The organism is Sporosarcina sp. ACRSM, from assembly GCF_022346545.1.
Classification (GTDB): domain Bacteria; phylum Bacillota; class Bacilli; order Bacillales_A; family Planococcaceae; genus Sporosarcina.
This window is the reverse complement of record NZ_JAKRNU010000001.1, coordinates 579,283-603,223: the sequence shown is the minus strand read 5'-3', so window position 1 is coordinate 603,223 and position 23,941 is coordinate 579,283. Positions and strand designations below refer to the sequence as shown.

The window sequence follows — 23,941 nt, the reverse complement described above, 5'->3', positions numbered from 1 at the left end:
TGTGAAGCTGAATAATCCTGTCCTTTTCAAGGAATTGAAGTTGCGCTTCCGTTCTGTAAAAAGCTTCAACGGTATTCTGTTCTATTTAATTGCCATGTGCATTTTTGTTTTTGGTTTCATTTTCACGACGATGAATATTACGGGGGTTTCCTATTTTAGACCGAGTGAGAGTTTTATCCTGTTTACACTGTTAGCATTCATCCAACTCGGTCTTGTATTATTCATCACGCCGGGTTTGACGGCAGGTACGATCAGCTCGGAAAGGGAGAAGCAGACATTGCCGATTTTGTTGACGACTTCACAAAGTTCGCTCCAAATTATTACGGGGAAATTGATGGCTTCGATCGCCTTTTTACTGTTGCTAATCGTGGCTGGCTTGCCGATCTATAGTTTAGTTTTCTTATTCGGTGGCATATCACCGATGGATTTTGCGAGAGTCTTTCTGTTCTTGTTTGTGACAGTGCTGGCGATCGGTAGTGTGGGGGTCCTTTTTTCCACGCTGATTCGGAGAACGGTCGTCTCGATGATTGCCACCTATGGAACGATGTTGTTCTTATCGATTGTGACAGGCTTTCTTTTCCTGATCGCGATACAGATGTCGGCATATAGCTATTTTGGGACCGGTGCCTCTTCATCGTCTATCGTCGGGTATTTCTGGGCAGCCATTAACCCTGCGGTTTTGTTCGCATCGATTTTATCTCCGGAAGTGGGGAACGGAATAGCGGAAATGACACAGGTAGAATTCCCAATTTGGGTCAGTTATCTGCTCTTTTATTTATCACTTACCGTTCTGTCGCTTGTTGTGGCGATTAAAAGGTTGCGAGTAAATATGAAGCGTACGAAATAAGAAGGGGGGAGGACAGGATGGATGGAAAAGCGCGATTATTCACCTATGTAAAGGCTGTGCTGAGGCGCCTCCGTTTTGAACAATTCGTTTATACCGGACAAACGGGGCTGTTCGTAGCTATTTTGTTGGCGGTACTTATGATTGCCGCTACCAGACTGTTCGTCCTCCCTCATTACAAAGCGTTCGCCCTAGGAGCGGCAGGATTGGCGCTTGTTGTGACAATCATCTATCTCGTCACTAAACGGTCCCGGCCCATCGAAGCGATTCGTCGGCTGGATCGTTATATGCCGGATAATCTACTTCTAACGGCAATGGGGGTCGACGAGAAAGATACGCATCTGGCCCCGGCTTTGATCCAGGCAGCGGAATCAGAAGTGGCCCATGCATTTGAAGGCTTTAAAAAAAGAAGGAAAGCTTATTTGAATGCGTTGATGCTTGCGGGGATCATTGGACTGAGTGCTGTCCTCGTCATGCTACTTCTTATTCCTTCCGAAGCGCAATTGGAGGCAGACGCCATCGCGAAGGAACAAGAGATTATTGAAGAAATGAAACAAGATGTGCATGAACTGATTGCAAAGGAAACATTGCCCGATGTGAAAAAAGAATTGCTGGAACTCACTGAAAAGCTACAGCAGGCAGAGACTTCGGAAGAGGCGTTGAAAGAGCTGGTCAAAAAGCAGAAAGAAATGCGTTTGAAAGAAAAACGTCTTGCTGAGAGAAAAGAGCATTCAGCGCAATCGGAAGACGCTTCAGACACTTGGGCACAGGCAGAAGAGAAAGAACTGGACGCACTTGGCAGGCTGTCGGATGAACTGGCAAAAAATGCAGGGAAAGCACATACAGCGCTGAATCATATCGGAAAGGCCCCATCATTGCCGGCGCTTGCAAATGCGGAGAATTCTCCATCTGCCATAGAGGAAGGGGAAACGGATCCATCGACAGAGGTCGGTAGTGGCGAAAATCAAAGTGATGGCAATGGGCAGGGCGTCGGTGAACAAGAAGCCGGAATGGGCAATGAGTCAGAGCAAGGTGAAGGCCAGGGAGAAGGTCAAAGTCAAGGGCAAGGCCAGGGGCAAACTCAAGGCGAAGGCACGGGGCAAAGCGAAGAGCAAGGACTGGGCCAAGCCCAAGGTCAGAGCCAAGGGTCTGTTTCTGGAGGAGGCGGGAGCGGTGCGGGGAAAGGATCAGGCGGAAGAAATCTTCTTTCTATCCCCCATCATCGTATCGGTGAGAAAGGGGATCCCTCCGTTGTAGATGGAAATTTAGGTGAAGGGGAGTTCATCGAAGAACGGGAAACGGAAGGTCCTGTAGAAAGAGGGACGGTCCGACCTTATCAAGAAGTGGTCGGTCAATATAAGGAATCTTACCTCCAAAGTACGGATCGCATGAAGCTGCCGCCAGATTTGCAGCACATCCTTTCCGATTACTTTTCCTCTATTGAATGATCAATCGCGCCTCGGCGTGATTGCGTCCGGATTTTGAATTGCACTTGTGCAATTGACTCCTTTCAAAATCCGTGACATCCGCCGGAGGCTTTATCTTCGTTCAGCGAGCGTTTGAACACCCACTGAACAGGTAAACAAAAACATATTCATCTCACCATCTATAAAGGTAGGAGTCTACCGCTGAATGAAGATAACGGAATAGGAGTGTTGAAATGCCATATACACCAGAGCAATTTAAAGAAATGAGCGAAAAGCTTGGCGCGGTGAAAGAAGAAATCGGGAAGTTTATCGTCGGTCAGCAAGAAGCGGTCGAGTTTTCGCTCTATGCTATTTTGGCGGATGGGCATGCGCTTCTGGAAGGGTTGCCCGGATTGGGGAAGACAATGCTGATTCGGACGATTTCGGAAGTGTTGGATCTATCCTTTTCCCGGATCCAGTTTACGCCTGATTTAATGCCCGCTGATATTACTGGAACGAGTATTTTAGAGCGTAGTGCGGAAGGGATGCAACGATTTGTGTTCAAGGAAGGGCCGATTTTCAGTCAGATGGTACTTGCCGATGAAATTAACAGAGCGACACCGAAAACACAAAGTGCCCTACTGGAAGCGATGGGGGAGAAAACAGTGACCGTACTCGGGGAAACACGAAAAATGGCAAGACCATTTTTTGTGCTTGCCACACAGAACCCAATCGAGATGGAAGGCACTTATCCATTGCCGGAAGCCCAAATGGACCGTTTCCTGTGCAAAATCCTCCTTCCTTATCCGACGAAAGCGGAATTGAAAGAAATACTGAAGCGCACGACGGGATCTAGTAGCGTCGATATTCAAAAAGTGATGGGCACGGAGGAAATCGTGGAAGCGCAGGAGATGGTGAAGGAAGTTGTTGTAGCGGATGAAATGATCGACTATGCGATCGATCTTGTCGCAGCTACACATGACAAAAGCGGTTCTGCAGATGAATGGTCAAAATACGTCCAATATGGCAGCGGACCGCGTGGGCTTCAATCGATGATTAGACTGGCGAAAGCGCGTGCCCTTGTAGCTGGGCGTTTTCATGTGTCCATCGCGGATATTAAGACAGTTGCCAAGCCCGCATTGCGCCACCGTATTTTGATCAATTATGAAGGTGAAGCGGAAGGTGTCGATGTCGATAGCTTGATCGCCAAGTTGCTGGAAGAAGTGCGGCAAGGGGCTTCCGTGTAATGAGCAGCGAATTGTTTCCGGATAGGCTGACAAAAAGACTCGGTGCCTTATCTATCGTCTCCCATTCAAAAAGGCTTGGCCATCAAAAAGGAACGCATCGATCAAACAAGACGGGTTCCTCCCTCGATTTTTCCGATTTCCGGGAATATCATCCAGGAGATGATTTGCGCCATATCGATTGGAACGTCTATGCTCGCACCGATAAACCGTTCATCAAGCAGTTTCTTGATGAACAGGAAATGCGCGTTCATATTTTACTCGATCCGACGATTTCGATGGGAGTAGATGGAAAATGGGATTATGCTCGACAGTTGGCAATCGCGCTTGGTCATATCGCGCTTAAAAGTGGCGATACGGTATCCTTTTCCACTTGGGACGATGAACGTGACCATTTTTATAGAAAGAAAGGTGCTGCTCACCGGGCATCTTTGACGAAATTCATTTCCTCGCTTGAATTGCCTGCTTCTACTAAACCGTTCACGGATCGTGCGCTTTCCGTAATACCCAAAGCGGTTACTGTGTTGTTCATCATCACGGATGGCCTTGAAGAAACCGATAAATGGGCGTCTTTTTTCCGGCGCTTGCCAGGCATTTGTAGGGATGTACGTATTATCACGGTCCATTCGAAACCTGAGGAATTGCCCGATTATGAAGGGGATATCCGCTTTGTTGACATCGAAAGTGGAAGTGGTATTGAAGTAACAATGACAAAACGGGCAGTGCAGGCTTATTTAGACAAAAAAACTACCCATGAAGCCCGCTTGTCGGCGCTTGCTGGCAAGTATGGGATACGTCTGTTGCCTGCAAATCTGATTGAGGGTGTCATGGAAACTGTCACAAAGAAAATGAGGCGTGCAGGTTGGTTGCGATAAGGAGGGGACAGCCAAATGGGATTCAATAACCTGATAGTCGGTTGGACTGCGATTTTTCCATTGACTGTCCTCTTGTATTATTTTTTTCGCAAACGGTATGAAATAAAAACGATTTCTTCCACGTTATTTTGGGAGCAGTCGATGCGGGAGACAAAAATCTCTCCCTACTTGAAAAATCTGCAGCGGAATGCCCTGTTTTATCTGCAAATGGCGGCCTTGCTGCTTTTCGTATTTATTTTATTGGACCCCTATTTGAACAAAGAGGAAGCGACTGGCGGCCATACGATTTTCATTGTGGATACGTCAGCGAGCATGTTAGTTGGCAATGCCGGGGCTCCCTTATTTGAACAACATCAGGAAGCGATGAAGAAGCTTGCTGAGAGTCGAATAGGAGAGCCGATCACGATTATCACAACGGGAAGCGAGCCGTTCATTGCCGTGCGTGAGGATACGGATGAAGCGACTGTTAGAAAAGCAATTGATGCTTTGACGGTCGCCTATGAACATGAACATATGGAACGGGCGCTAGCATTGGCACAATTAATCGTAGCGGAGGGTAGCGCGGATATTCATATTTACACCGATTCACTGGACCGAGCCTTGTTTTCCGAAGAACAAGGAAATCTTGCTTGGACAATTCATGGCTCAAAAGAAGAGCCAAGCCCAAATATCTCCATCGACAAGTTTGGTGCCGTGAAGACCGCAGAAGGTACCGAGGCCATTGTCAAAGTGGTCAACGATTCACTTGGCGATCAAACCGGAGAGGTACAGATTACAGATGCGATAACAGAAAAAGTATTGGTGAATGAATCCTTTACAGTCGAGAGCGGGAAAGAGGTTCTGCTATCCTTTAAACAACTGCCTGACAGCCAAGCGATGAGTGCGGACATATGGGTGGACGATGCGTATGCAGCCGACAATACCGCATATGTGCTGCTGGGCAATGAGATGTCGGAAGCAATCGTGGATGGGCAATTACATGAACTCGTTAAGCGGGCGTTCGAGGTGACTGGATTGACAGTGACGACCGGATCGACAAATGAGATGCAACTGGCACAAGATCGTGCAATCATTGTGACAAATGATGTTTCCTTTTTAGAGAAAGGAACAAAGCCCGTCATCCTCATCGGCAGGAATGACAAGTCGGCAGAATCAGTTTCAGGTATGACGAGCAACACAGATGATAGCCTATTCACAATAGCCGATATAACCGATGTTTACGTCAGTGCATTGTATCCACCTTTTGCATCTTATACGACGATTGCGACTGTCGGAGAACAGCCGTTCATCCAGAAATCGAAGCGGGGTGACATTATCATCCTGACCGATATCGAATTGACGGATTGGCCTTTGCACCCGTCTTTCCCATTATTCATCTGGAGCGCTTCCGAATTGCTTCGGTCCGAATCAGGTTCGCTCGGTACATTTATTCCAAATGAGCGGCGAGCGGTTCTTTCAAGCGGAATAGAAAACAACATGGAACTCTATACGTTAACGGATGAATACGTCTCGACATTTGTTGATAGTTCGGATTTCATCGCTCCGTCAAAACCGGGGATTTACAAAGTAATGGATAACGGAACGGAGAAATGGCTGGCCGTGCAGTTGGAAAGTGCCGAAAAAGAAATCATGCCGGGCACTTCGTATAAGATTGAAAGGATGGATCATGGAGAAGTGGTGGAAGAAGGGAAGAATCGAATTGGATGGTATTTCCTCATCCCGGTTCTCCTACTTCTACTGATTGAATGGGAGGTGCAGCGACGCCGTGGATATACGAATTAACCAACCGCTATGGCTTCTCTTGCTGATCCCAATTGCTATGTATATGGTCTATGCATGGAAATCATCCGGCATGCGCTTCGTCGGAAAGCGTATGATCCTTTTTGTGTTGCGCTGTCTGGCCGTTGCCTTGCTTGTGTTGGCACTTGCTGCTCCTTCTATTACATTACGTGCCGATGAGGAACAGATTCTGTTTGTGGTGGATCGTTCTGTATCCATTGCAGATGCAAGTAATGCAGCGGACGAATGGATAACGGAAAGTTTAAAAGACCGCGAAGCGCATCAGTCTGTCGGGCTGTATTCATTTGCGGAAACGTTCCGGACAGATGTCCAACTGAAAAATACAGATGTGACGGTGCCGATTATGGACAAAATGGAAGCGGATGGCGCAACAGATATCGCCAAAGCGATTGATGTGGCGTCAGCTGTGGCGAAAGGAACGATCGCTACGCGGATCGTCCTCTTGTCGGATGGACTGGAGACGGTTCATTCAGTTGAAAAGTTATTGCCTAAATACAGTGGTGGGCGGGTCACCATCGATACAGTTCTTCTTGAAAGGCCGAGCAATGCAGACGCATCTATTGCGTTTTTTAATACCCCAAGAACTGCCTTCGCAGGGGAAAAGCAACACCTCGAAGTGGAAGTGGAGTCATCCACACGAACGGCAGGGGAATTGTTCATTTACCAAAATGATCAAGAAATCATTAAGGAATCCGTGACACTTGAACCGGGAAAAAATGCGTTTTCTTTTCGAACGTCGGCGGCAGGGGACGGGTTGTTAAAATACGAAGCGAAGCTCATTGTACCGGATGATGGCTTACTTGAAAATAATCGGATGCTTTCCGTCACGATGATGAAGCATTCACCGCGAGTACTTGTTGTGCAGACGGAGAGGAATCCATCGAGCATTCCGAGTTTGCTGGATCAGTCTGCCATACAGGTGGATGTAGTCGATGCCAGAAACTTGCCCGCAAATCTTTCAGGTTATTTAGCGTATAGTGCGATTATTTTTGATAATGTCCCAGGTCATAGCGTCGGTGAGCAGAAGATGACGGTCATTGAACAGGCGGTTAAAAATTTTGGAACTGGGTTCATGATGGTGGGTGGAGAGGAAAGTTTCGGGCTCGGCGGGTATTTCAAGTCACCAATTGAACGTCTTCTTCCCGTCGAGATGGAAGTGAAAGGGAAAGAACAACTCCCTTCACTCGGTTTAGTCATCGTTCTTGATCGTTCTGGCAGTATGGCCGGTTCCAAAATTGTCTTAGCAAGGGAAGCGGCCGCGCGGTCAGTTGAACTTCTTCGTGATGATGATACATTTGGTTTTACGGCTTTCGATGACCAACTATGGGAAGTGATTCCCGTCGGACCGCTAGAAGATAAGAAAAAAGCGGTCGAGCAGATTCTATCCGTGCCGGCAGATGGCGGGACGAATATTTTCCCGGGAGTGGAGAAGGCCTATGCCGATTTGGCTGGCTTGAAATTGCAACGCAAACATATCATTCTTCTGACGGATGGCCAATCAGAGATGCCACCAGACTATAAAGATGTCATAGAAGAAGGAAGAAAGAACAATATTACGCTTTCGACAGTTGCCATTGGCTCAGATGCTGACTGGGGGTTGTTAGAAAGCCTTGCAGAGGATGGAGGCGGACGCTTTTACGATGTGGTTGATGAGTCGACAGTACCAGCCATCTTAACAAGGGAAACGTCGATGTTGACGAGAACTTATATCGAAGATGATCCTTTCTATATGACACTTGGCAATGTTCCAGAATGGACTTCACTGTTCACAGACGGCGTCCCACAGATGAACGCTTATATTGCCACAACAGCCAAAAGGACAGCAACGATTGTCGGCGAAAGTCATAAGGAAGACCCTGTGCTTGTGGAATGGATGTATGGGCTTGGTAGAACGATCGCATTCACATCCGATTCAACAGGACGATGGACGGGAGATTTTGCAAGGTGGAGCGGGTATTCGGCGTTTTGGAACACGGCAGTGGCACGTCTGTTGCCATCGTATGAGGAAGTTCCTTATCTGATCACCCATGAACGCGGCGGCACCTATACAGTGACGGACAGCTCCCGGCAAGCGGCCTTTCTCGATATTGCCATTGTCGATGAAGAAGGGCAGGAAGTTCCTTTCATCGCAGAACCGTTGGCCCCGGGTAAAATGCGTGTCACTGTAGATGCAAAGCCCGGACTCGTATTTTTCGGAATATCCGATGACAAAGGCGGCCTGTTTGAAGCGGGTGTTTCGGTTCCATACAGTGACGAATACAAGCCGAGCCCACCCGACCGGGCATTGATGACGAAAATTGCGGAACGTACGGGCGGCAAAGTATTGGAGGAGCCGGGAGAGGCTTTCCGGGATCATCCGTATAAAAGCGGTGAAAAAACTCTTATAACAGAATGGCTTATCGGTGCCGCGATGCTATTGTTTTTTCTCGATATCACCCTTCGCCGTTTTGGCCTATTGAAAGGATTCGGGGGGGAACGGGGGAGAAAACCGATCGTCGGGGAGGGTTCAGCAGCTCAAGACAGTATTGCCGAATTGCTGAAAGCGAAGCGAAAACGATAGAAAATCAATTACGCCTCGGCGTAATTGATTTTATTTTGTCCTCGTTGTGGCAAGTAAGGGTTGATTCTTTTTCGCCCAGAATGCTGCGATGCCGAAACAGCCTAGTAAAATGAGCATGCCCAGAATATAAGGGTAGACAATATTGATATCGAAGATGCTTCCGGCTATTGCGGGACCGATCATATTCCCTAAACTCATATAGGCATTCATCATACCAGCTGCATAGCCTTGCTCTTTGCCTGCAAGCTTAGAAATCAGTGTATTGACCGCAGGGCGAAGCAAAGTTGTGGCAGTGGTAAAGATGGTTGCGGTCAATAAGATCGTCCAAAACAGATTGACGAAAGCAATACTCATTAAGGAAAAGGCCGCGATGACCAGATTGACAAGGATGACACGCATTTCCCCATACTTTTTAAAAAGGGGGGTGATGACGAATGTTTGGACAATGACACCAACAAAGCCACCTACTGTAATAAGTACCGCAATTTGTGAAGGTGTGTAGCCGAATTTATGGTCAACGAAAAGCGAAAACGTAGATTGAAAGTTTGCTAATCCGAATGAAAAGACGAACATGACAATGAGCACGATGAAGTACGGTGTCTTTGTGGATCGTTTTAACTGTTGGAACAAGTTTTCACTTTTTCGTTTTGCTTGTTCTTCTGAAATGACAGGTTTAGGATTCGGTAGGAAAAAGAGCGATAGCAGTGCTGCAATAAGGGCTGCTCCTGTTGCAAAATAGAAAGGGAAATGCAAACTGATCTTGGATAGAAAACCGCCAATCCCAGGACCGATCATAAATCCAAGGGACATGGAAGCCCCGAGTAAACCCATCCCCCTGCCGCGATTTTCATATGATGTCACATCGGCGACGAAAGCCATCATTGGCGGTACGATGAAAGCGGAACCGAAACCGGAGAAAAAGCGGGCAACATATAGCATCCATAGTTCCGTGGAAAGGCTGAATGCCAGCTGGGAGAGCCCGAAAATGATCAGTCCGATAATAATGATGATTTTTCGTCCATGATGATCCGATAGATTACCGGCTAATGGGGAAAAGATGAATTGGGCGAAAGAAAAAATCGCAATGAGAAAGCCGAGTGCTTGTCCTGCGACGCCGAAAGTGCCCAAGTATTCCGGCATAATAGGGATGATCAGTCCGATGCCAGCCATGGCGATAAACATATTGAACATCAGTAAATATAGAGCGAAATTCGTTGATTTGATCGCCATCGAAACGCCTACTTTCCTAATTGAATTGTGCTGTTAACGTATAATACCATATTCTTCATGCAAATACATCAAAGCAGTGCCAGCTGCTGCTACAATTCGAAGAGAATGAATTGCAACAGTAACTGGCACCGACATTTTTTTCTTATGGTCTAGCAAAAAGTGCCTGTCTAGGCGGGCACCTTTTGCTTTTCTTATTTCATATCCATTTTGAATTCCAGGAATAATTCATTGTAATGGCCGAGCATTTCAAGTCCCAAATTGCGATACACTTCGAGATGGCTTCTTGTTTCTTCATCCGGATAGAAACGCTCATCTTCAATCACTTCGGGGTCCATGAATTCAAGAGCGGCCATGTTTGGTGTGGAATAGCCTACATAATCGGCATTTTGCGCCGCTACTTCAGCGTCCAGCATGAAGTTGATAAAGGCATGTGCCCCTTCGATATTCGAAGCGGTCCGCGGAATGACCATATTATCGAACCATAGATTCGAACCTTCCTCTGGAACGATATAATCGATGTCCTCGTTTTCATACATCATATCGGCCGCTTGACCGGACCATGTGAGCGAGATGGCCGCTTCGCCATTGACCATCAGTTGCGTCACTTCATCCCCGATGACCGCTTTGACATTAGGACTCAATTTTTTCAACTTATCCGTCGCTTGACGCAATTCATCCAGATTGGTGGAGTTCAATGAATAGCCGAGCGAGTTCAGCCCCATTCCGATCGTTTCACGCGCACTATCGACCAGAACGACTTGTTGGGTGAGTGAAGGATCCCATAATTTATCCCAGCTTTCAAAAGTTTGACCGTCCAGCAACGTCGGATTGAACGCGATACCGACCGTTCCCCAGAAATAGGGGAGGGAATATTCATTGCCGGGATCGAAAGGCAAATCGAGGAAATAGGGATCGATATTTTTAACGTTTGGAATTTTACTATAATCCAACGGTAAAAGCAGATCTTTTTCCGTCATCATCTCGACCATATATTCGGAAGGCATCGAAATATCATAGGATGTGCCGCCTTGTTCAATTTTCCCCATCATTCCTTCATTGGAATCGAATGTTTCATAAATGACTTTAATGCCTGTTTCCTGTTCAAATTGTTTGAGCAAATCCGGGTCGATGTATTCACCCCAGTTATAGACCGTGATGGTGTTTTTACCACCACTGCCACCGCCTTCGTTCAACTTCGCATTCACAAACAATAAGATGGCGGATACGAGAATGATTACAGCTGCTCCACGTACAATTTCTTTCATCTTCTCACCCCCGAAAGCGGTGATTTTGCTTTTCGACTAATCGCATAGTAGCCGACGACCAAGATGACGGTTACGATGAAAATCAAGCCGGATAAGGCATTGATGGTCAAAGTGATCCCTGCGCGGGCCATGGAGTAAATTTCAACGGACAGCGTTGAGAAACCATTTCCTGTCACGAAGAAAGTGACCGCAAAATCATCGAGGGAATACGTCAACGCCAGGAAAAATCCTGCGAAGATCCCCGGTTTGATAAAGGGGATGATGACACGTCTCAAGATGTCCTTTTTCGTAGCGCCTAAATCCAGCGCAGCATCGATCAGTGACGGACTCATCTCCTGTAGCTTCGGCAATACCATGATGACAACAATCGGGATGCTGAACGCAATATGGGAAATGAGTACGGAAGCGAATCCGAGCTTGATGCCGACCATTGTGAATAAAATGAGGAATGACGCCCCGATAATGACATCCGGACTGACAATCAGAATATTGTTCAAAGATAAGACGGCGCTACGCATCGCTTTATTGCGCATGTACATGATAGCGATGGCACCCAATACACCGATCGCAGTCGACAGCAGCGCAGACAATAATGCAACGACAATCGTATTGATCAAAATGATGATAAGGCGCGTATCATCAAATACGGCCGCATAATGTTCAAGTGTGAACGATTCGAAATTCGACATGCCACCGCCTGAATTGAATGAGTAAAAGATCAGGTAGAAAATCGGTGCATATAAAATGATGAAGACGACTGCTAAGTACAGTTTCGGGAGTTTACTTAATTTTCCCATTGGTCGTCGTCCCCCTCTCACTACCACTTGTAATCAGCATGATGATGAACATGAACAAAATCAGGAATACGGCAATGGTGGATCCCATGCCCCAGTTTTGTGTCACAAGGAACTGTTGTTCAATCGCCGTCCCAAGCGTAATTACTTTATTTCCCGCAATGAGCCGCGTAATCATGAACAGCGAAAGGGCAGGGATGAAGACAACTTGAATACCTGATTTCACCCCATGCAAAGTCAACGGCCAGACGACACGTCTGAATGTTGTCCAAGCATTCGCACCGAGATCACGTGAAGCGTCGATCAATGTTGGGTTCAATTTATCGAGCGCATTGAAAATCGGCAAAATCATAAACGGAATGAAAATATAAACCGAGACGAATACGAAACTGAAATCAGTGAACAGCAGTTGTTGCTGGCCGATCCCCATCACTTCCAGAAATGCATTCACCGGACCGTACAGACCGAATAAGCCAATAAACGCATACGTTTTCAATAATAGATTGATCCAAGATGGGATGATAATGAGCAACAGCCAAAGTTGCTTATGTTTCGTCTTCGTTAAGAAATAAGCGGTCGGGTATGCAAACAGCAACGAAAAGAGTGTTATGAGAAATGCATACCAAAATGAACTGATTGTCAGTTTCAAATAGACGGATGTGAAAAAGTTTTTATAATTATCGAATGTGAAATGCCCAGTCAAATCGAAAAAGGAATAATACAAAATGAGGGCGATCGGCGCAACGACAAATAGGATGATCCAAGCCGTGTAAGGAACCGTATATAAAGGGCGTAACAGTCTCTTATTCATCTTCTGCTACCCCATATGCCTCTAGTCTTGCATCAAATTCTTCTTCCGTTTCGTTCAAACGCATGACATGAATTGCCTCCGGATCGAAGTCCAATCCGACGGTGACACCCACTTCCGCCTTTTTGGTCGAATGGACGAGCCATTCGTTGCCCTCTGGATCATAAGTGGATAATTCATAGTGAACGCCACGGAATAATTGTGTGTCCACGGTTACATGCAGTTTACCTTTTTCGACGGTTGTCAATTCCAAGTCTTCTGGGCGGATGACAATATCAACTTTTTCATTCGGATTCAAGCCCCGGTCCACACAGTCAAACGTCTTCCCTGTAAACTGGACGACATAATCCTCGATCATGATGCCCGGTACAATATTCGATTCGCCGATAAAATCAGCGACAAAACGGTTGATCGGCTCATCGTAAATATCGATCGGTGTACCGGATTGTTGGATTTCACCTTTGTTGATGACGAAGATCTCATCGGACATGGCGAGCGCCTCTTCTTGATCATGCGTGACAAACACAAATGTTTTGCCAAGTCGTTGTTGCAATTCCCGGAGTTCGTATTGCATTTCGGAACGCAGTTTCAAGTCCAAGGCCGACAGGGGCTCATCGAGCAAAATCACTTCCGGGTCGTTGACGATAGCACGTGCAATCGCTACACGTTGACGTTGACCACCGGACATTTCGGAAATCTCCCGGTTTTCATAGCCTTCCAAGTTGACGAATTTCAATGCTTCAAGCACCCGGCGTTGCACTTCGGCTTGCTTCACTTTCTTAATACGCAGACCGAATGCGATATTTTCAAATACATTCAGATGGGGAAATAAAGCATAGTCTTGGAACACCGTATTCACCTGCCGTTCATTTGCCGGGACATCGTTTATTTTTTTGCCGTTAAAGAAGATATCTCCATCTGTTGCTTCCGTAAAGCCTGCAATAAGGCGAAGGATTGTCGTTTTTCCACAACCGGAAGGACCGAGCAAAGTGTAAAACTTCCCTCTTTCCATTTCAAAAGAAACGCCGTTCAGGACGGTCGAATCTTCACTATACTTTTTCGTGACATTTTCAAATCGGATAATTGGCTGTGTGGTCATGATGAACCCCCTTCTGTACTTTTCTTTATAAATAAGATTCCGTCGCAACGAGTAGTATTTCAGTTTTTCCTTTATGTGCATTCGATAGACGGTGATGTTCGGATGCATCATAATAGGCGGCATCCCCTTTAGAAGCGATGTAAGTCGTCTCGCCGATTTCGATGGCCACTTTTCCTTTCAAAACGAAGATGAACGTTTCCGATAGGGAAGGGTCAAATTTCTTGAATTCTCCTTTTTCGTGAAAGCAGATATAAACAGGTTCCATCTCATTTTCGTTCGAGCGAGGAACGAGCCATCGGATGCTGTATTTCATCTCTTCGTTTGTGTAAATGGTCTGATCGTCCGGAGAATAAACGACTTTCATATTTTTTTTCGGTTCATCGAAAAATTCCTTCGGCGTAGTGCCTAGCACTTCTAATATGGCGAATAATGTTTCAATGGAAGGGGAGTTGAGATCGCGTTCCAATTGGGAAATATGTCCCTTCGTTAAATCGGTCCGTTCGCCAAGCTCTTCCTGGGTAAGCCCTTTTTTTAACCGCAGACTTTTAATTTTACGCCCAATTTCCATGGACACTCCACCTTTACGTAATGATGCCTAGGTTTATTCATAATATACTTGGAGTTTACTGAAAACCCTCTTTATTATAAAGAAAATGGTTTGGAAATCAAGAGAAAACTTTCAGGTTTTCGATAGAATTTGACATGACCTTAATGGAAGCAAGAAAACCGGATAACCTCTCTGGAAGGAAGAGGTCGATCCGGTCTCTGTCATAATCGTGATTCAGCCTTTCGGTTACGCAGTTTTTTGATAACGATTTTTCCGATCGTGGACCCGATTAGATAGATGGAAAGACCAATTCCACTGAGGGCCGTTACGAGGGCGATCCATTCGTAAAAATTATATTGTTGTAATGCTTTCCAGCCGGCTGAAGATTCCCAGTCTTTGATGACGAGGTTCATGCCGTATATGCCTGAAATGACTGTAAAGACAGTTAGAGCGAACAAAAGCATATTCATCCGATCAGAGTTGATACTTTCCTGATTTTTATATAGTTCGTGCAACGTGTTATTTACATCATCGAAAAGTTGATCGATTGAAAATGATTGACGGAACATTATCGATAACTCTTTCCCTTCTGAGCGGGTACTGACCTCTTGGAAATAATACCAAGAGGAGAAAAGGGTAATGAGTTTGATAAGCGATTTGACATATTCATTGTCCTGCTTCCAATTGAGTTGACTGTATTCAAATGCAAGGCGCAATAACATGATCTTATAGAAATAATGAAGTAGAAAATTATAATAATGTGTGCCCATGAATTGGGACAATTCCCTGTCCATCTCATCGGGTGGGCGGTTTGTAACGGTGATGTAGGCATGCTCGGTGATGACAGTATATGTATACGGAGCCCATCTGTCATGTAGGGTGTGGTCTAGTACCCGTCGGATGTAAGCCGGATTATGTGCAGACACGAATGCCTCGCCGTCCGGGGATCGACCATCCAATGCACCCATACGGTACAAATGGTTGTCTGTAATCAATGCTCCTTCACGGCTGATAAGGTAAGCAGATGCATACATTCTTTCATCTTCAAAATAGGGGAGGGAACCGAAATAACCGTTCAGATGCTCCTCCTCTCTAAAATAACGCTTTAGAAAAGGACATAAAACGTCAAATAGCAGATCGTGCACCGATAATTGCTCTCCACTATCGGGGAAATGGACCGTTGCCCCTTTCTCCTCTTTGAGAATGGGCTCGACCGTCCGGAAATGATGCATGAAATCGAGCACATCCGTCAGCTCATGCACGTGCCCATCCAATTCCACCCGAATCGTCATGAATGCGATGCCGAAAGGAGCTAATGTAATGTCGACGCTTTGAATGGTGAACGGCAACAGAGACTTTCTAATTTGGAGGCGGAAAGGTTTCATGATGGAAATGCTGAAGCGATGGAATCCCTGTTGGGTAGGGGTATCCGGAAATAGCTTTTGCCCAACGTATGGCAGGAAATACTGTTCAAGTTCCTTTCCTTCAACAGTGATATCCATCCCGTAATAATGGTGAGTATCGGATGGTTGATCGATTTTAAAATAGGTAAAATCATTTTCTAATAGTGTTTCAATGATGTCATTCTTTCTTTTGCGGTCATAGCCGAATGGAAGTACGAATGACATAGATGACTGCATGATATCCAGCTTGTCGATCGCAGTGATTTCCTGCATAAGGATCAATCCTCCGGCAATTGAATTTCTCACTTTTTATGGTACAATAAAGCGCATAAAGGGGGGCTATGATTGGGAAAAAAGAAAATTTTTTACCTAGATCCGGATGAACGTAACTGGACAATGGAAGACTTGGGACTCAATTGGGATCCTTTCGCCGATCCACGTACGGGAAAAAAAGAGATTGAAGGCATTTTCCTTATGAAAAATGGGAAAATCCTAGAATTGAACGAACTATCCAATCACTGTAACGTTTGCCTCGACCCTCTTGCTTATAATGATGAGCATGATTCCATCTATTGTCCGACATGTGATGAATGGCGTGAAGCTTCCTGCAGTGATCCGGATTGTGAGTATTGCTTGGCCAGGCCTGCAAAACCGTCTCATTGCAAGTGACCCTACAATCCAGTTCCCTTAAATGAGGGATAGATAAACATAATGACGAGAATTCGTCAAAAATGCCCAGTTTCAATGGAAGGTCAACTGTGAAAAGTTGATCTGATTTGAAATTGGTTTTTTTTGTTCTTATCAATCGGAATCTCGATGCATATATTAAGTAGTGGAGATTTTTGGGAAACTAAGGAGGACAACAATTATGAGATTGCGCGAACAAATGCCTGAACTTGTAGGCGCAACAGCATGGTTGAATGGCCAAAAGACAAAGGCTGATCTCATTGGAGAAAAGCCGACACTCATCCACTTCTGGTCGATTAGTTGCCAGCTTTGCAAGGAAGCGATATGGGCGATCAATGAGTTCAGAGATAAATATAGGGATGAGTTGAACGTGATCGCTGTCCATATGCCACGGTCAAAAGCTGATCTGGATTTAAGTCGAATTAAATCAGTCGCCGCACAACATGATATGACACAGCCCATTTTTGTAGATGGTGAAGTGAAACTGACAGACCGATTTGATAACCATTATGTTCCGGCTTACTATGTATTCGATAAAAATGGTCTGTTGAGACATTATCAAGCGGGTGGTGGCGGTATAAGAATGCTTGAAAAACGTGTAAAGCGCGTGTTGGTTGAACTGTAGAGTAATAGTTGATGATTGAGCGGCTATGCCTTCTTTAAAGGCATAGTCGTTTTTTTTCTTATAATTTAGCAGGGATTGAAATGACGGATTTTCCATTTATGTGATACACTAGGCGCATGTATGAAGTGAACAGGGGAGAATAGTTATGAAAAAGGAATTTGTCGTCATTGGGCTAGGTCGGTTTGGAGGAAGCATCGTCCGGGAATTGATTGAGCTTGGGGCGGATGTTATGGCGATCGACATTTCCCATGGTCGTGTAGATGAATATGCGCAAATTGCCACTCAAGCAGTGGTGGCCGATACGACAGATGAATCTGTACTCAAGTCGCTCGGCATTCGAAACTTTGAACATGTTGTTGTAGCCATCGGTGAAAATATTCAAGCAAGTATTTTAACGACGCTGATGTTGAAAGAAATAGGTGTCCCCAAAATAACGGTAAAAGCACAGAACGACTCCCATGAAAAAGTATTGCGTAAAATTGGTGCCGATCAGGTCGTACACCCGGAGAGGGATATGGCCATGCGGATTGCTAATAATATGGTATCGAATAATATACTGGATTATCTGGAGTTATCAGAGGAGTATTCTATCGCAGAAATAAAGGCGAACGAGAAAATAGCGGGATTTACATTGATCGATCTGGATATCCGTGCAAAATATGGTGTCAATATTGTAGCGATTAAACGCAGTAACCAAATTTTGGTATCTCCGCAAGCGATCGAAAAGATCCGTCTAGATGATATTCTCATCATCATCGGATCGGATGAAGATATCCATAAATTTGAGAAGAAAGCCTTGCACTGATTCCCATGAAAAAGCCCTTCAACTTAAGTTGAAGGGCTTTGTTTTATACTTCCATAATGACTGGTAGCACCATTGGCTTCCTTTTTGTCTTATCGAATAAATAAGGACCTAATACATCAATGATTTCACTTTTTAGTGCGCCGATATCCGCAGGGGAAGCTGCAAGTTTTCGTTGCATTTGTTTCGATAGCATTTGTTGTGCTTCATGGATCATTGTTCCAGATTCACGCATATAGACGAAACCTCTGGAAATGATGTCCGGTCCGGAAACGACACGATTGCGTTTCATATCGACCGTTGCCACAACGATGACAAGGCCATCTTCCGAGAGAATTCTGCGATCACGGAGTACGACGTTCCCGATATCACCGATACCGCTTCCGTCAATATATACATCGCCTGATGGAATCCTGCCGGCAAGCCGGGCGGAATTTTGTGTCAAGGCCAGAACATCACCATTCCCCATGATAAACGTATTTTCACGCGGAATATCACAGTCGACAGCGAGGTTCGAGTGCATTTTCTGCATGCGGTATTCGCCGTGGATCGGCATGAAGAACTTCGGCTTGATCAACCGTAGCATCAATTTCTGCTCTTCCTGCGAACCGTGTCCGGATGTATGGATATTATTGAGTTTTCCGTGAATGACCTCCGCGCCTGCTCGGAATAGCGCATTGATTGTTTTGTTTACACTGAGCGTATTTCCTGGAATCGGGGAGGATGAGAAAATGACCGTATCTCCCGGATGAATCTGCACTTGACGATGCGTACCATTCGCAATGCGTGACAATGCGGCCATCGGCTCTCCTTGACTACCTGTACAGAGAATCATTACTTCGTTTGCCGGTAATTTGTTCAAGGATTGGGTATCGACAAATAATTCTTTTGGCGCATCGATATAACCGAGGTCACGCCCGATGGTAATGGCATTGTCCATGCTGCGTCCAAAAACAGCGATTTTTCTACCGAACAGTTCAGCTGCTTGTATGACTTGTTGAAGTCTGTGGATATTCGATGCAAACGTAGCGAATATAATACGGCCTTCCACTTTTCTAAAAATATCATTCAAGCTTTCTCCGACTTTCCGTTCGGACATTGTGAAGTTTGGCACTTCGGCATTTGTGCTGTCAGAAAGAAGACAGAGAACGCCTTCGCTACCTATTTTGGCCATTTTTGTTAAGTTTGCTGGCTCACCGACAGGCGTAAAGTCGAATTTGAAGTCACCGGTATGAACGATATTCCCGGAAGGCGTTTTTACAACAACGCCGAACGCATCTGGAATACTATGGGTTGTCCGGAAAAAGGATACCGATGTCTTTCGAAATTTAATCAAATCGTCCTCATCGATGGCAATCATTTTTGTTGTCCGCAAAAGTCCATGTTCTTCTAGCTTATTGCGCAATAGACCCAGTGCGAGTTTTCCTCCGTAAATCGGGATATTGATTTTTCGGAGTAGGTAAGGAATGCCCCCGATATGATCTTCGTGACCATGGGTGATGAATAGACCTTTGATTTTATCTACATTCCGCTCAAGATATGTGTAGTCAGGAATCACATAATCGATACCTAGCAAATCGTCTTCCGGGAATTTGATGCCTGCATCAATCAAGATGATTTCATCTTGAAATTGTACGCCGTATGTGTTTTTACCGATTTCACCTAGTCCGCCTAATGCGAAAACGGCTGTTTCATTGTTTTTAATCGATTTCATCAATCAGACCTGCTCAAGCTCGAAATAGGGTGAAGCCTGCTCGTGCTCTAGGTGTTTTCCTTCTAAAAGTTGGATGAATTCGATGTTGTATTCACGATTCTTCAACTTTGCGCGGACTTCCCTTTCCGAATCCGCTTCGATGTACATGCTTCTAGTGTTTTCGCGGACCGGTACTTGTAGCTTGTTTTCTTGATAATACACTTTATAAATCATCGTTCGCTCTCCTTTTTACGTTCGATTCAAATCATTCTCTTTATATTAGCACGACATTTCCATAAAATAAAGAAAAGCCCACCATTTGAAGGGTGAGCTAGAATATTTATGCAATGGTTTTTTTGCCGAGGATGCCATTCAGCCGTTTCAACAGTTTCCGTTTTAGGCGTTTGTACATGGCTATATCACTCCTTGGAGAAAGTATACCATTTTCGGAACCTTTCGTCAAGTGGGATTTCTTCAGCTCGACCATGCTTTCTTTCTATTTTCAATCCCGTTCGAATGGGATGGCGCCAGGAATATCCTTATAAGGCATTTTCGGATCGATGTGATCATAGAACATGATGCCATTCAAATGATCCAGCTCATGTTGAAAAGCGATTGCTGCAAGACCTTTCAATCTCTTTTTGAATTCTTTGCCTTCCGCATCTTTCGCTTTCACTGTGATGCGGGCATATCGCGGCACATAGCCTTCGACATCCCGGTCAACTGAAAGGCAACCTTCACCTGATGTAATATAGGTGAGTTCAACAGAATGGCTGACAATCTTCGGATTGATGGCGACAAAGCTGAGCGCCTCTTTTCCACTCTCCGGAATATGAAGTGCAAACATTCTTTTCGATTCATTTACTTGTGGTGCGGCAAGACCGATCCCTGGACGAAGACCATACTTTTCGTTCAAGTCGGGATCTTGACTATTCTTAACATATTCAAGTAATTCTTCACTTAGTTTTAGGTCTTCTGCTGATAATGGGAATTTTACTTCCTCCGCACGTTTGCGGAGTGCCGGGTGTCCTTCACGGACGATTTGATCCATTAAAATCATCGTACAACTTCCTTTCGGTTAAACGTATCTATTCAATAGTATAATCGAATGTGAAAATAGGTGAAAGGAATAAAGAATAATGTTGAATCGAGTGTTATAAAACACGATCGCTTTACCTGTTTCAAAAAAGTCGAAAACTTGGCGATGCGTACAAAGAAGCTGAGCAGAAAGAATAAAGGAGCGGATCATTTTGGTGAAACTGAAACTCATATATGTGTTGGTGATTTCAGCCATGCTTGTCGGATGTAATTTTGGAACTTCCGCAGATGAACAGCTGAAAAAAGTGATCGATGAATTGAATCATATGGAAATGGATTATCGGGAAGCGCAAGAGACGGTGTTTGAGTATGAGCAACAAGAACAGCAATTATTTAACGAGACCATGGAGTTGACGAAAGACCGTCAAGAGGAGTTGGCAGCCAAAGTGACAGAGCTGAAAAAAATGTTAGGTCAGCGTTTAGCCTTCCTTGAAAAGGAAGAAGCGTCCATTCAGGGTGCGAAGAAATACGCAATGGATTTGGATAATGTTTTGGATGAGGACGACGAAAAGAATAAAAAGATGATTGAACAGCTGCAATCAGTGGTAAATGAACGATATGAGTTGCATGCTGCTTTCGTTTCCGAATATAAAGAGCTGGCCACATTGCAAAGTGAGTTATATGAAATGCTGATTGACAATCGGACGGGATTGTCGCGATTAAATGAACAAGTAAAAGAAGTGAATGCCCAGAAAGAAGAAGTGCAATCGGCAATCTCCATCTTTAACGAAGCGACTACGAGGGTCAATTCTTTGCTAGAGGATATGGAAATCAATTGACAAGACATCATATCGGATAAGTGGAGATAGCAGGAGATTAATCCTGCTATCTTTCTGTGTTATGTATGCGTTATCAAAATAGGATTCTGTTACAATACAGATTTCGGATTGTGTTAATACAGAATGATGTTTATTTTCTATTCAGAAACTGTAGATGTGCGGAATAACAAGAGGTTACAATGATTGACCATTTGATTTTAATTGAGTATACTGATAAAGAATTCAGTTGTACCAATTAATAATTTGAGAGTTTATAATACAGATATAAAGGAGAGGTGCCGAAATGGCTGCAAAAAAAGGTAAGCAGTTCGATCCGGTGGAAACACTTAACGCGATTGAAGAGAAGTTTGAAATGTTCCAGATTCTGAACGAAGAAGGCGTAATTGTCAATGAGGATGCAAATCCGAATTTATCAGATGAAGAACTCGTTGACTTAATGTCACGTATGGTATTCACACGAATTTTGGACCAGCGTTCAACTTCATTGAACCGTCAAGGACGTTTAGGTTTCTACGCACCGACAGCAGGGCAAGAAGCATCTCAAATCGCTTCACACTTTGCGCTTGAAAAAGAGGATTTTGTGTTGCCGGGTTACCGTGATGTACCACAAATGCTTTTCCATGGATTGCCATTGTCAACCGCATTCCTTTGGTCACGTGGACATTTCCAAGGGGGGACGATTCCGGAAAACGTCAATGTATTCCCGCCGCAAATCATTATCGGCGCCCAATATATTCAAGCGGCAGGTATCGCGCTAGGATTCCAAAAACGAGGTACAAAAGCGGTCGCGATGACATACACAGGTGACGGAGGAACATCTCAAGGGGATTTCTATGAAGGGATCAACTTCGCGGGAGCATACCGTTCTCCAGCAATTTTCATTATCCAAAATAACCAATATGCAATTTCAACGCCACGCGAGTTGCAAACAGCTGCAAAAACATTGGCGCAAAAAGGGATTGCAGCGGGTATTCCGAGTGTACTAGTGGATGGGATGGACCCACTGGCGGTGTATGCGGTTACACGCGATGCACGTGAACGCGCATTGAACGGTGAAGGACCTACACTAATTGAGACGATGTGTTACCGTTACGGACCACATACGATGGCTGGGGACGATCCGACTCGTTACCGTACATCCGAAACGGATAGCGAGTGGGAAAAACGCGATGCGCTCATTCGTTTCCGTAAATACCTAGAAGGAAAAGGTCTCTGGAACGAAGAGAAGGAAAACGAAGTGATCGAACGCGCGAAAGAAGAAATTAAAGAAGCGATCAAAGAAGCAGACGCTGCACCAAAACAAAAAGTGAGCGATTTTATCAACATTATGCATAAGGGTGAGCTTCCTTACAATTTACAAGAACAGCTCGCGATTTACACAGAGAAGGAGTCGAAGTAACCGATGGCACAAATGACGATGATTCAAGCGATTACGGACGCAATGCGTACAGAGTTAAAAAATGATAAAAACGTCCTCGTCTTCGGTGAAGACGTTGGAAATAACGGTGGGGTTTTCCGTGCAACAGAAGGGTTGCAAAAAGAGTTTGGCGAAGAGCGTGTATTTGACACGCCGCTAGCGGAATCTGGTATCGGTGGTCTTGCAATTGGACTTGCATTCACAGGCTTCCGTCCGGTTATGGAAATCCAATTCTTCGGTTTCCTCTATGAAGTGATCGACTCTGTCAGCGGTCAATTAGCGCGGATGAGTTTCCGAAGCAATGGCCGTTTCAATGCACCTGTTACGATTCGTTCTCCATTCGGAGGCGGTGTAGCAACACCTGAAATGCACGCTGACAGCCTTGAGGGTCTAGTAGCTTCACAACCGGGATTGAAAGTTGTCATTCCTTCAACACCATATGATGCAAAAGGTTTGCTGATTTCTGCAATCCGCGATGAAGATCCGGTCATCTTCCTTGAGCATATGAAGTTATATCGTTCGTTTAGACAGGAAGTTCCTGAAGAGGAGTATACGATACCTCTTGGAAAAGCGGATGTGAAACGTGAAGGGACAGATTTGACGGTTATCGCTTATGGCGCAATGGTACAGGAAAGTCTAAAAGCAGCTGAAGCACTTGAAAAAGAAGGCTATTCACTAGAAGTTGTCGATTTGCGTACAATTCAACCACTTGATATCGAAACGATCATCGCTTCTGTTGAAAAGACGAATCGTGCCATAGTTGTACAGGAAGCACAAAAACAAGCGGGTATTGCTGCGAATGTTGTAGCAGAAATTACAGAACGAGCGATTTTGAGTTTGGAAGCACCTGTTCTTCGCGTAGCGGCACCGGATACGATCTATCCGTTCGCGCAAGGTGAAAATGCATGGCTTCCGAATGCGAAAGATATTGCCGAAACAGCTAAAAAAGTACTGACATTCTAAAA

At 45.0% G+C, this 23,941-nt stretch carries 22 protein-coding genes; 12 read left to right on the top strand and 10 right to left on the bottom strand.

What is annotated here, in order from left to right:
* Position 1: 1 nt before the first annotated feature.
* The 6 genes from MHZ95_RS02920 (at position 2) to MHZ95_RS02895 (ending at position 8,729) form a co-directional block, all read left to right on the top strand.
* Positions 2-847 (top strand): ABC transporter permease, encoded by an 846-nt coding sequence (locus tag MHZ95_RS02920; RefSeq protein WP_239388995.1) that lies wholly within the window; start codon positions 2-4, stop codon positions 845-847.
* Between the two features lie 17 nt (positions 848-864).
* Positions 865-2,292, top strand: a complete 1,428-nt coding sequence (locus MHZ95_RS02915) for a hypothetical protein (protein ID WP_239388994.1) — start codon at positions 865-867, stop codon at positions 2,290-2,292.
* A gap of 212 nt (positions 2,293-2,504) precedes the next feature.
* The gene (locus MHZ95_RS02910) at positions 2,505-3,497 is read left to right on the top strand and encodes an AAA family ATPase (RefSeq protein ID WP_239388993.1); all 993 of its coding nucleotides are present in this window, start codon (positions 2,505-2,507) and stop codon (positions 3,495-3,497) included.
* A complete protein-coding gene (locus tag MHZ95_RS02905; protein ID WP_239388992.1) occupies positions 3,497-4,369 on the top strand; it encodes a DUF58 domain-containing protein in 873 nt (290 codons plus the stop codon). Before MHZ95_RS02910 ends, MHZ95_RS02905 begins: the two co-directional genes overlap by 1 nt.
* 15 nt (positions 4,370-4,384) lie before the next feature.
* Positions 4,385-6,151 (top strand): vWA domain-containing protein, encoded by a 1,767-nt coding sequence (locus MHZ95_RS02900; protein ID WP_239388991.1) that lies wholly within the window; start codon positions 4,385-4,387, stop codon positions 6,149-6,151.
* The gene (locus MHZ95_RS02895) at positions 6,135-8,729 is read left to right on the top strand and encodes a VWA domain-containing protein (protein WP_239388990.1); all 2,595 of its coding nucleotides are present in this window, start codon (positions 6,135-6,137) and stop codon (positions 8,727-8,729) included. The genes MHZ95_RS02900 and MHZ95_RS02895 overlap by 17 nt, the downstream gene beginning before the upstream one ends.
* Before the next feature lie 30 nt (positions 8,730-8,759).
* On the opposite strand, the gene MHZ95_RS02890 is transcribed toward MHZ95_RS02895, so the two are convergent.
* The 7 genes from MHZ95_RS02890 to MHZ95_RS02860 all read right to left on the bottom strand — a co-directional run bounded on the left by MHZ95_RS02890 (position 8,760) and on the right by MHZ95_RS02860 (position 16,148).
* A complete protein-coding gene (locus tag MHZ95_RS02890) occupies positions 8,760-9,959 on the bottom strand; it encodes an MFS transporter (RefSeq protein ID WP_239388989.1) in 1,200 nt (399 codons plus the stop codon).
* A 191-nt stretch (positions 9,960-10,150) separates the two neighbouring features.
* Positions 10,151-11,224 (bottom strand): ABC transporter substrate-binding protein, encoded by a 1,074-nt coding sequence (locus MHZ95_RS02885; RefSeq protein WP_239388988.1) that lies wholly within the window; start codon positions 11,222-11,224, stop codon positions 10,151-10,153.
* A complete protein-coding gene (locus tag MHZ95_RS02880; RefSeq protein WP_239388987.1) occupies positions 11,221-12,021 on the bottom strand; it encodes an ABC transporter permease in 801 nt (266 codons plus the stop codon). The genes MHZ95_RS02885 and MHZ95_RS02880 overlap by 4 nt, the downstream gene beginning before the upstream one ends.
* Complete coding sequence (locus MHZ95_RS02875) at positions 12,005-12,829, bottom strand: ABC transporter permease (protein ID WP_239388986.1); 825 nt, start codon at positions 12,827-12,829, stop codon at positions 12,005-12,007. The genes MHZ95_RS02880 and MHZ95_RS02875 overlap by 17 nt, the downstream gene beginning before the upstream one ends.
* Positions 12,822-13,925 (bottom strand): ABC transporter ATP-binding protein, encoded by a 1,104-nt coding sequence (locus MHZ95_RS02870; protein WP_239388985.1) that lies wholly within the window; start codon positions 13,923-13,925, stop codon positions 12,822-12,824. Before MHZ95_RS02870 ends, MHZ95_RS02875 begins: the two co-directional genes overlap by 8 nt.
* Before the next feature lie 25 nt (positions 13,926-13,950).
* Positions 13,951-14,493 carry a helix-turn-helix domain-containing protein gene (locus MHZ95_RS02865; protein ID WP_239388984.1) on the bottom strand — a complete coding sequence of 181 codons (543 nt, stop codon included), beginning with the start codon at positions 14,491-14,493 and terminating at the stop codon, positions 13,951-13,953.
* Positions 14,494-14,693: 200 nt separating this feature from the next.
* Positions 14,694-16,148, bottom strand: a complete 1,455-nt coding sequence (locus MHZ95_RS02860) for a magnesium transporter CorA family protein (protein ID WP_239388983.1) — start codon at positions 16,146-16,148, stop codon at positions 14,694-14,696.
* Between the two features lie 72 nt (positions 16,149-16,220).
* Here MHZ95_RS02860 and MHZ95_RS02855 point away from each other — a divergent pair, with 72 nt between their 5' ends.
* The 3 genes from MHZ95_RS02855 to MHZ95_RS02845 all read left to right on the top strand — a co-directional run bounded on the left by MHZ95_RS02855 (position 16,221) and on the right by MHZ95_RS02845 (position 17,992).
* The gene (locus MHZ95_RS02855) at positions 16,221-16,544 is read left to right on the top strand and encodes a hypothetical protein (RefSeq protein WP_239388982.1); all 324 of its coding nucleotides are present in this window, start codon (positions 16,221-16,223) and stop codon (positions 16,542-16,544) included.
* 199 nt (positions 16,545-16,743) lie between these two features.
* Positions 16,744-17,187: a redoxin domain-containing protein gene (locus MHZ95_RS02850; RefSeq protein WP_239388981.1), complete on the top strand. Its 444-nt coding sequence runs from the start codon at positions 16,744-16,746 to the stop codon at positions 17,185-17,187.
* Positions 17,188-17,332: 145 nt separating this feature from the next.
* Positions 17,333-17,992 (top strand): potassium channel family protein, encoded by a 660-nt coding sequence (locus MHZ95_RS02845; protein WP_239388980.1) that lies wholly within the window; start codon positions 17,333-17,335, stop codon positions 17,990-17,992.
* Positions 17,993-18,035: 43 nt separating this feature from the next.
* On the opposite strand, the gene rnjA is transcribed toward MHZ95_RS02845, so the two are convergent.
* The 3 genes from rnjA to def all read right to left on the bottom strand — a co-directional run bounded on the left by rnjA (position 18,036) and on the right by def (position 20,742).
* The gene (rnjA, locus tag MHZ95_RS02840) at positions 18,036-19,703 is read right to left on the bottom strand and encodes a ribonuclease J1 (RefSeq protein WP_239388979.1); all 1,668 of its coding nucleotides are present in this window, start codon (positions 19,701-19,703) and stop codon (positions 18,036-18,038) included.
* Positions 19,704-19,706: 3 nt separating this feature from the next.
* The gene (locus MHZ95_RS02835) at positions 19,707-19,916 is read right to left on the bottom strand and encodes a DNA-dependent RNA polymerase subunit epsilon (protein WP_239388978.1); all 210 of its coding nucleotides are present in this window, start codon (positions 19,914-19,916) and stop codon (positions 19,707-19,709) included.
* A gap of 268 nt (positions 19,917-20,184) precedes the next feature.
* On the bottom strand, positions 20,185-20,742 hold the full coding sequence (def, locus tag MHZ95_RS02830) for a peptide deformylase (protein WP_239388977.1): 558 nt from the start codon (positions 20,740-20,742) through the stop codon (positions 20,185-20,187).
* A gap of 193 nt (positions 20,743-20,935) precedes the next feature.
* Between def and MHZ95_RS02825 the strand changes: the two genes are divergently transcribed.
* The 3 genes from MHZ95_RS02825 to MHZ95_RS02815 all read left to right on the top strand — a co-directional run bounded on the left by MHZ95_RS02825 (position 20,936) and on the right by MHZ95_RS02815 (position 23,939).
* Complete coding sequence (locus MHZ95_RS02825) at positions 20,936-21,559, top strand: YkyA family protein (RefSeq protein ID WP_239389189.1); 624 nt, start codon at positions 20,936-20,938, stop codon at positions 21,557-21,559.
* Between the two features lie 283 nt (positions 21,560-21,842).
* Positions 21,843-22,958, top strand: coding sequence for a pyruvate dehydrogenase (acetyl-transferring) E1 component subunit alpha (gene pdhA, locus MHZ95_RS02820; RefSeq protein ID WP_239388976.1), 1,116 nt, complete (start codon positions 21,843-21,845; stop codon positions 22,956-22,958).
* Between the two features lie 3 nt (positions 22,959-22,961).
* On the top strand, positions 22,962-23,939 hold the full coding sequence (locus MHZ95_RS02815; RefSeq protein ID WP_239388975.1) for an alpha-ketoacid dehydrogenase subunit beta: 978 nt from the start codon (positions 22,962-22,964) through the stop codon (positions 23,937-23,939).
* Positions 23,940-23,941 lie beyond the last annotated feature (2 nt).

Excerpts from the sequence above, each read along its gene's own strand:
- MHZ95_RS02915 (WP_239388994.1), top strand. The coding sequence starts at position 865 with ATGGATGGAAAAGCGCGATTATTCACCTATGTAAAGGCTGTGCTGAGG.
- MHZ95_RS02910 (WP_239388993.1), top strand. The coding sequence starts at position 2,505 with ATGCCATATACACCAGAGCAATTTAAAGAAATGAGCGAAAAGCTTGGC.
- MHZ95_RS02905 (WP_239388992.1), top strand. The coding sequence starts at position 3,497 with ATGAGCAGCGAATTGTTTCCGGATAGGCTGACAAAAAGACTCGGTGCC.
- MHZ95_RS02900 (WP_239388991.1), top strand. The coding sequence starts at position 4,385 with ATGGGATTCAATAACCTGATAGTCGGTTGGACTGCGATTTTTCCATTG.
- MHZ95_RS02890 (WP_239388989.1), bottom strand. The coding sequence starts at position 9,959 with ATGGCGATCAAATCAACGAATTTCGCTCTATATTTACTGATGTTCAAT.
- MHZ95_RS02885 (WP_239388988.1), bottom strand. The coding sequence starts at position 11,224 with ATGAAAGAAATTGTACGTGGAGCAGCTGTAATCATTCTCGTATCCGCC.
- MHZ95_RS02880 (WP_239388987.1), bottom strand. The coding sequence starts at position 12,021 with ATGGGAAAATTAAGTAAACTCCCGAAACTGTACTTAGCAGTCGTCTTC.
- MHZ95_RS02875 (WP_239388986.1), bottom strand. The coding sequence starts at position 12,829 with ATGAATAAGAGACTGTTACGCCCTTTATATACGGTTCCTTACACGGCT.
- MHZ95_RS02870 (WP_239388985.1), bottom strand. The coding sequence starts at position 13,925 with ATGACCACACAGCCAATTATCCGATTTGAAAATGTCACGAAAAAGTAT.
- MHZ95_RS02865 (WP_239388984.1), bottom strand. The coding sequence starts at position 14,493 with ATGGAAATTGGGCGTAAAATTAAAAGTCTGCGGTTAAAAAAAGGGCTT.
- MHZ95_RS02860 (WP_239388983.1), bottom strand. The coding sequence starts at position 16,148 with ATGCAGGAAATCACTGCGATCGACAAGCTGGATATCATGCAGTCATCT.
- MHZ95_RS02850 (WP_239388981.1), top strand. The coding sequence starts at position 16,744 with ATGAGATTGCGCGAACAAATGCCTGAACTTGTAGGCGCAACAGCATGG.
- MHZ95_RS02845 (WP_239388980.1), top strand. The coding sequence starts at position 17,333 with ATGAAAAAGGAATTTGTCGTCATTGGGCTAGGTCGGTTTGGAGGAAGC.
- rnjA (WP_239388979.1), bottom strand. The coding sequence starts at position 19,703 with ATGAAATCGATTAAAAACAATGAAACAGCCGTTTTCGCATTAGGCGGA.
- MHZ95_RS02835 (WP_239388978.1), bottom strand. The coding sequence starts at position 19,916 with ATGATTTATAAAGTGTATTATCAAGAAAACAAGCTACAAGTACCGGTC.
- def (WP_239388977.1), bottom strand. The coding sequence starts at position 20,742 with ATGATTTTAATGGATCAAATCGTCCGTGAAGGACACCCGGCACTCCGC.
- pdhA (WP_239388976.1), top strand. The coding sequence starts at position 21,843 with ATGGCTGCAAAAAAAGGTAAGCAGTTCGATCCGGTGGAAACACTTAAC.
- MHZ95_RS02815 (WP_239388975.1), top strand. The coding sequence starts at position 22,962 with ATGGCACAAATGACGATGATTCAAGCGATTACGGACGCAATGCGTACA.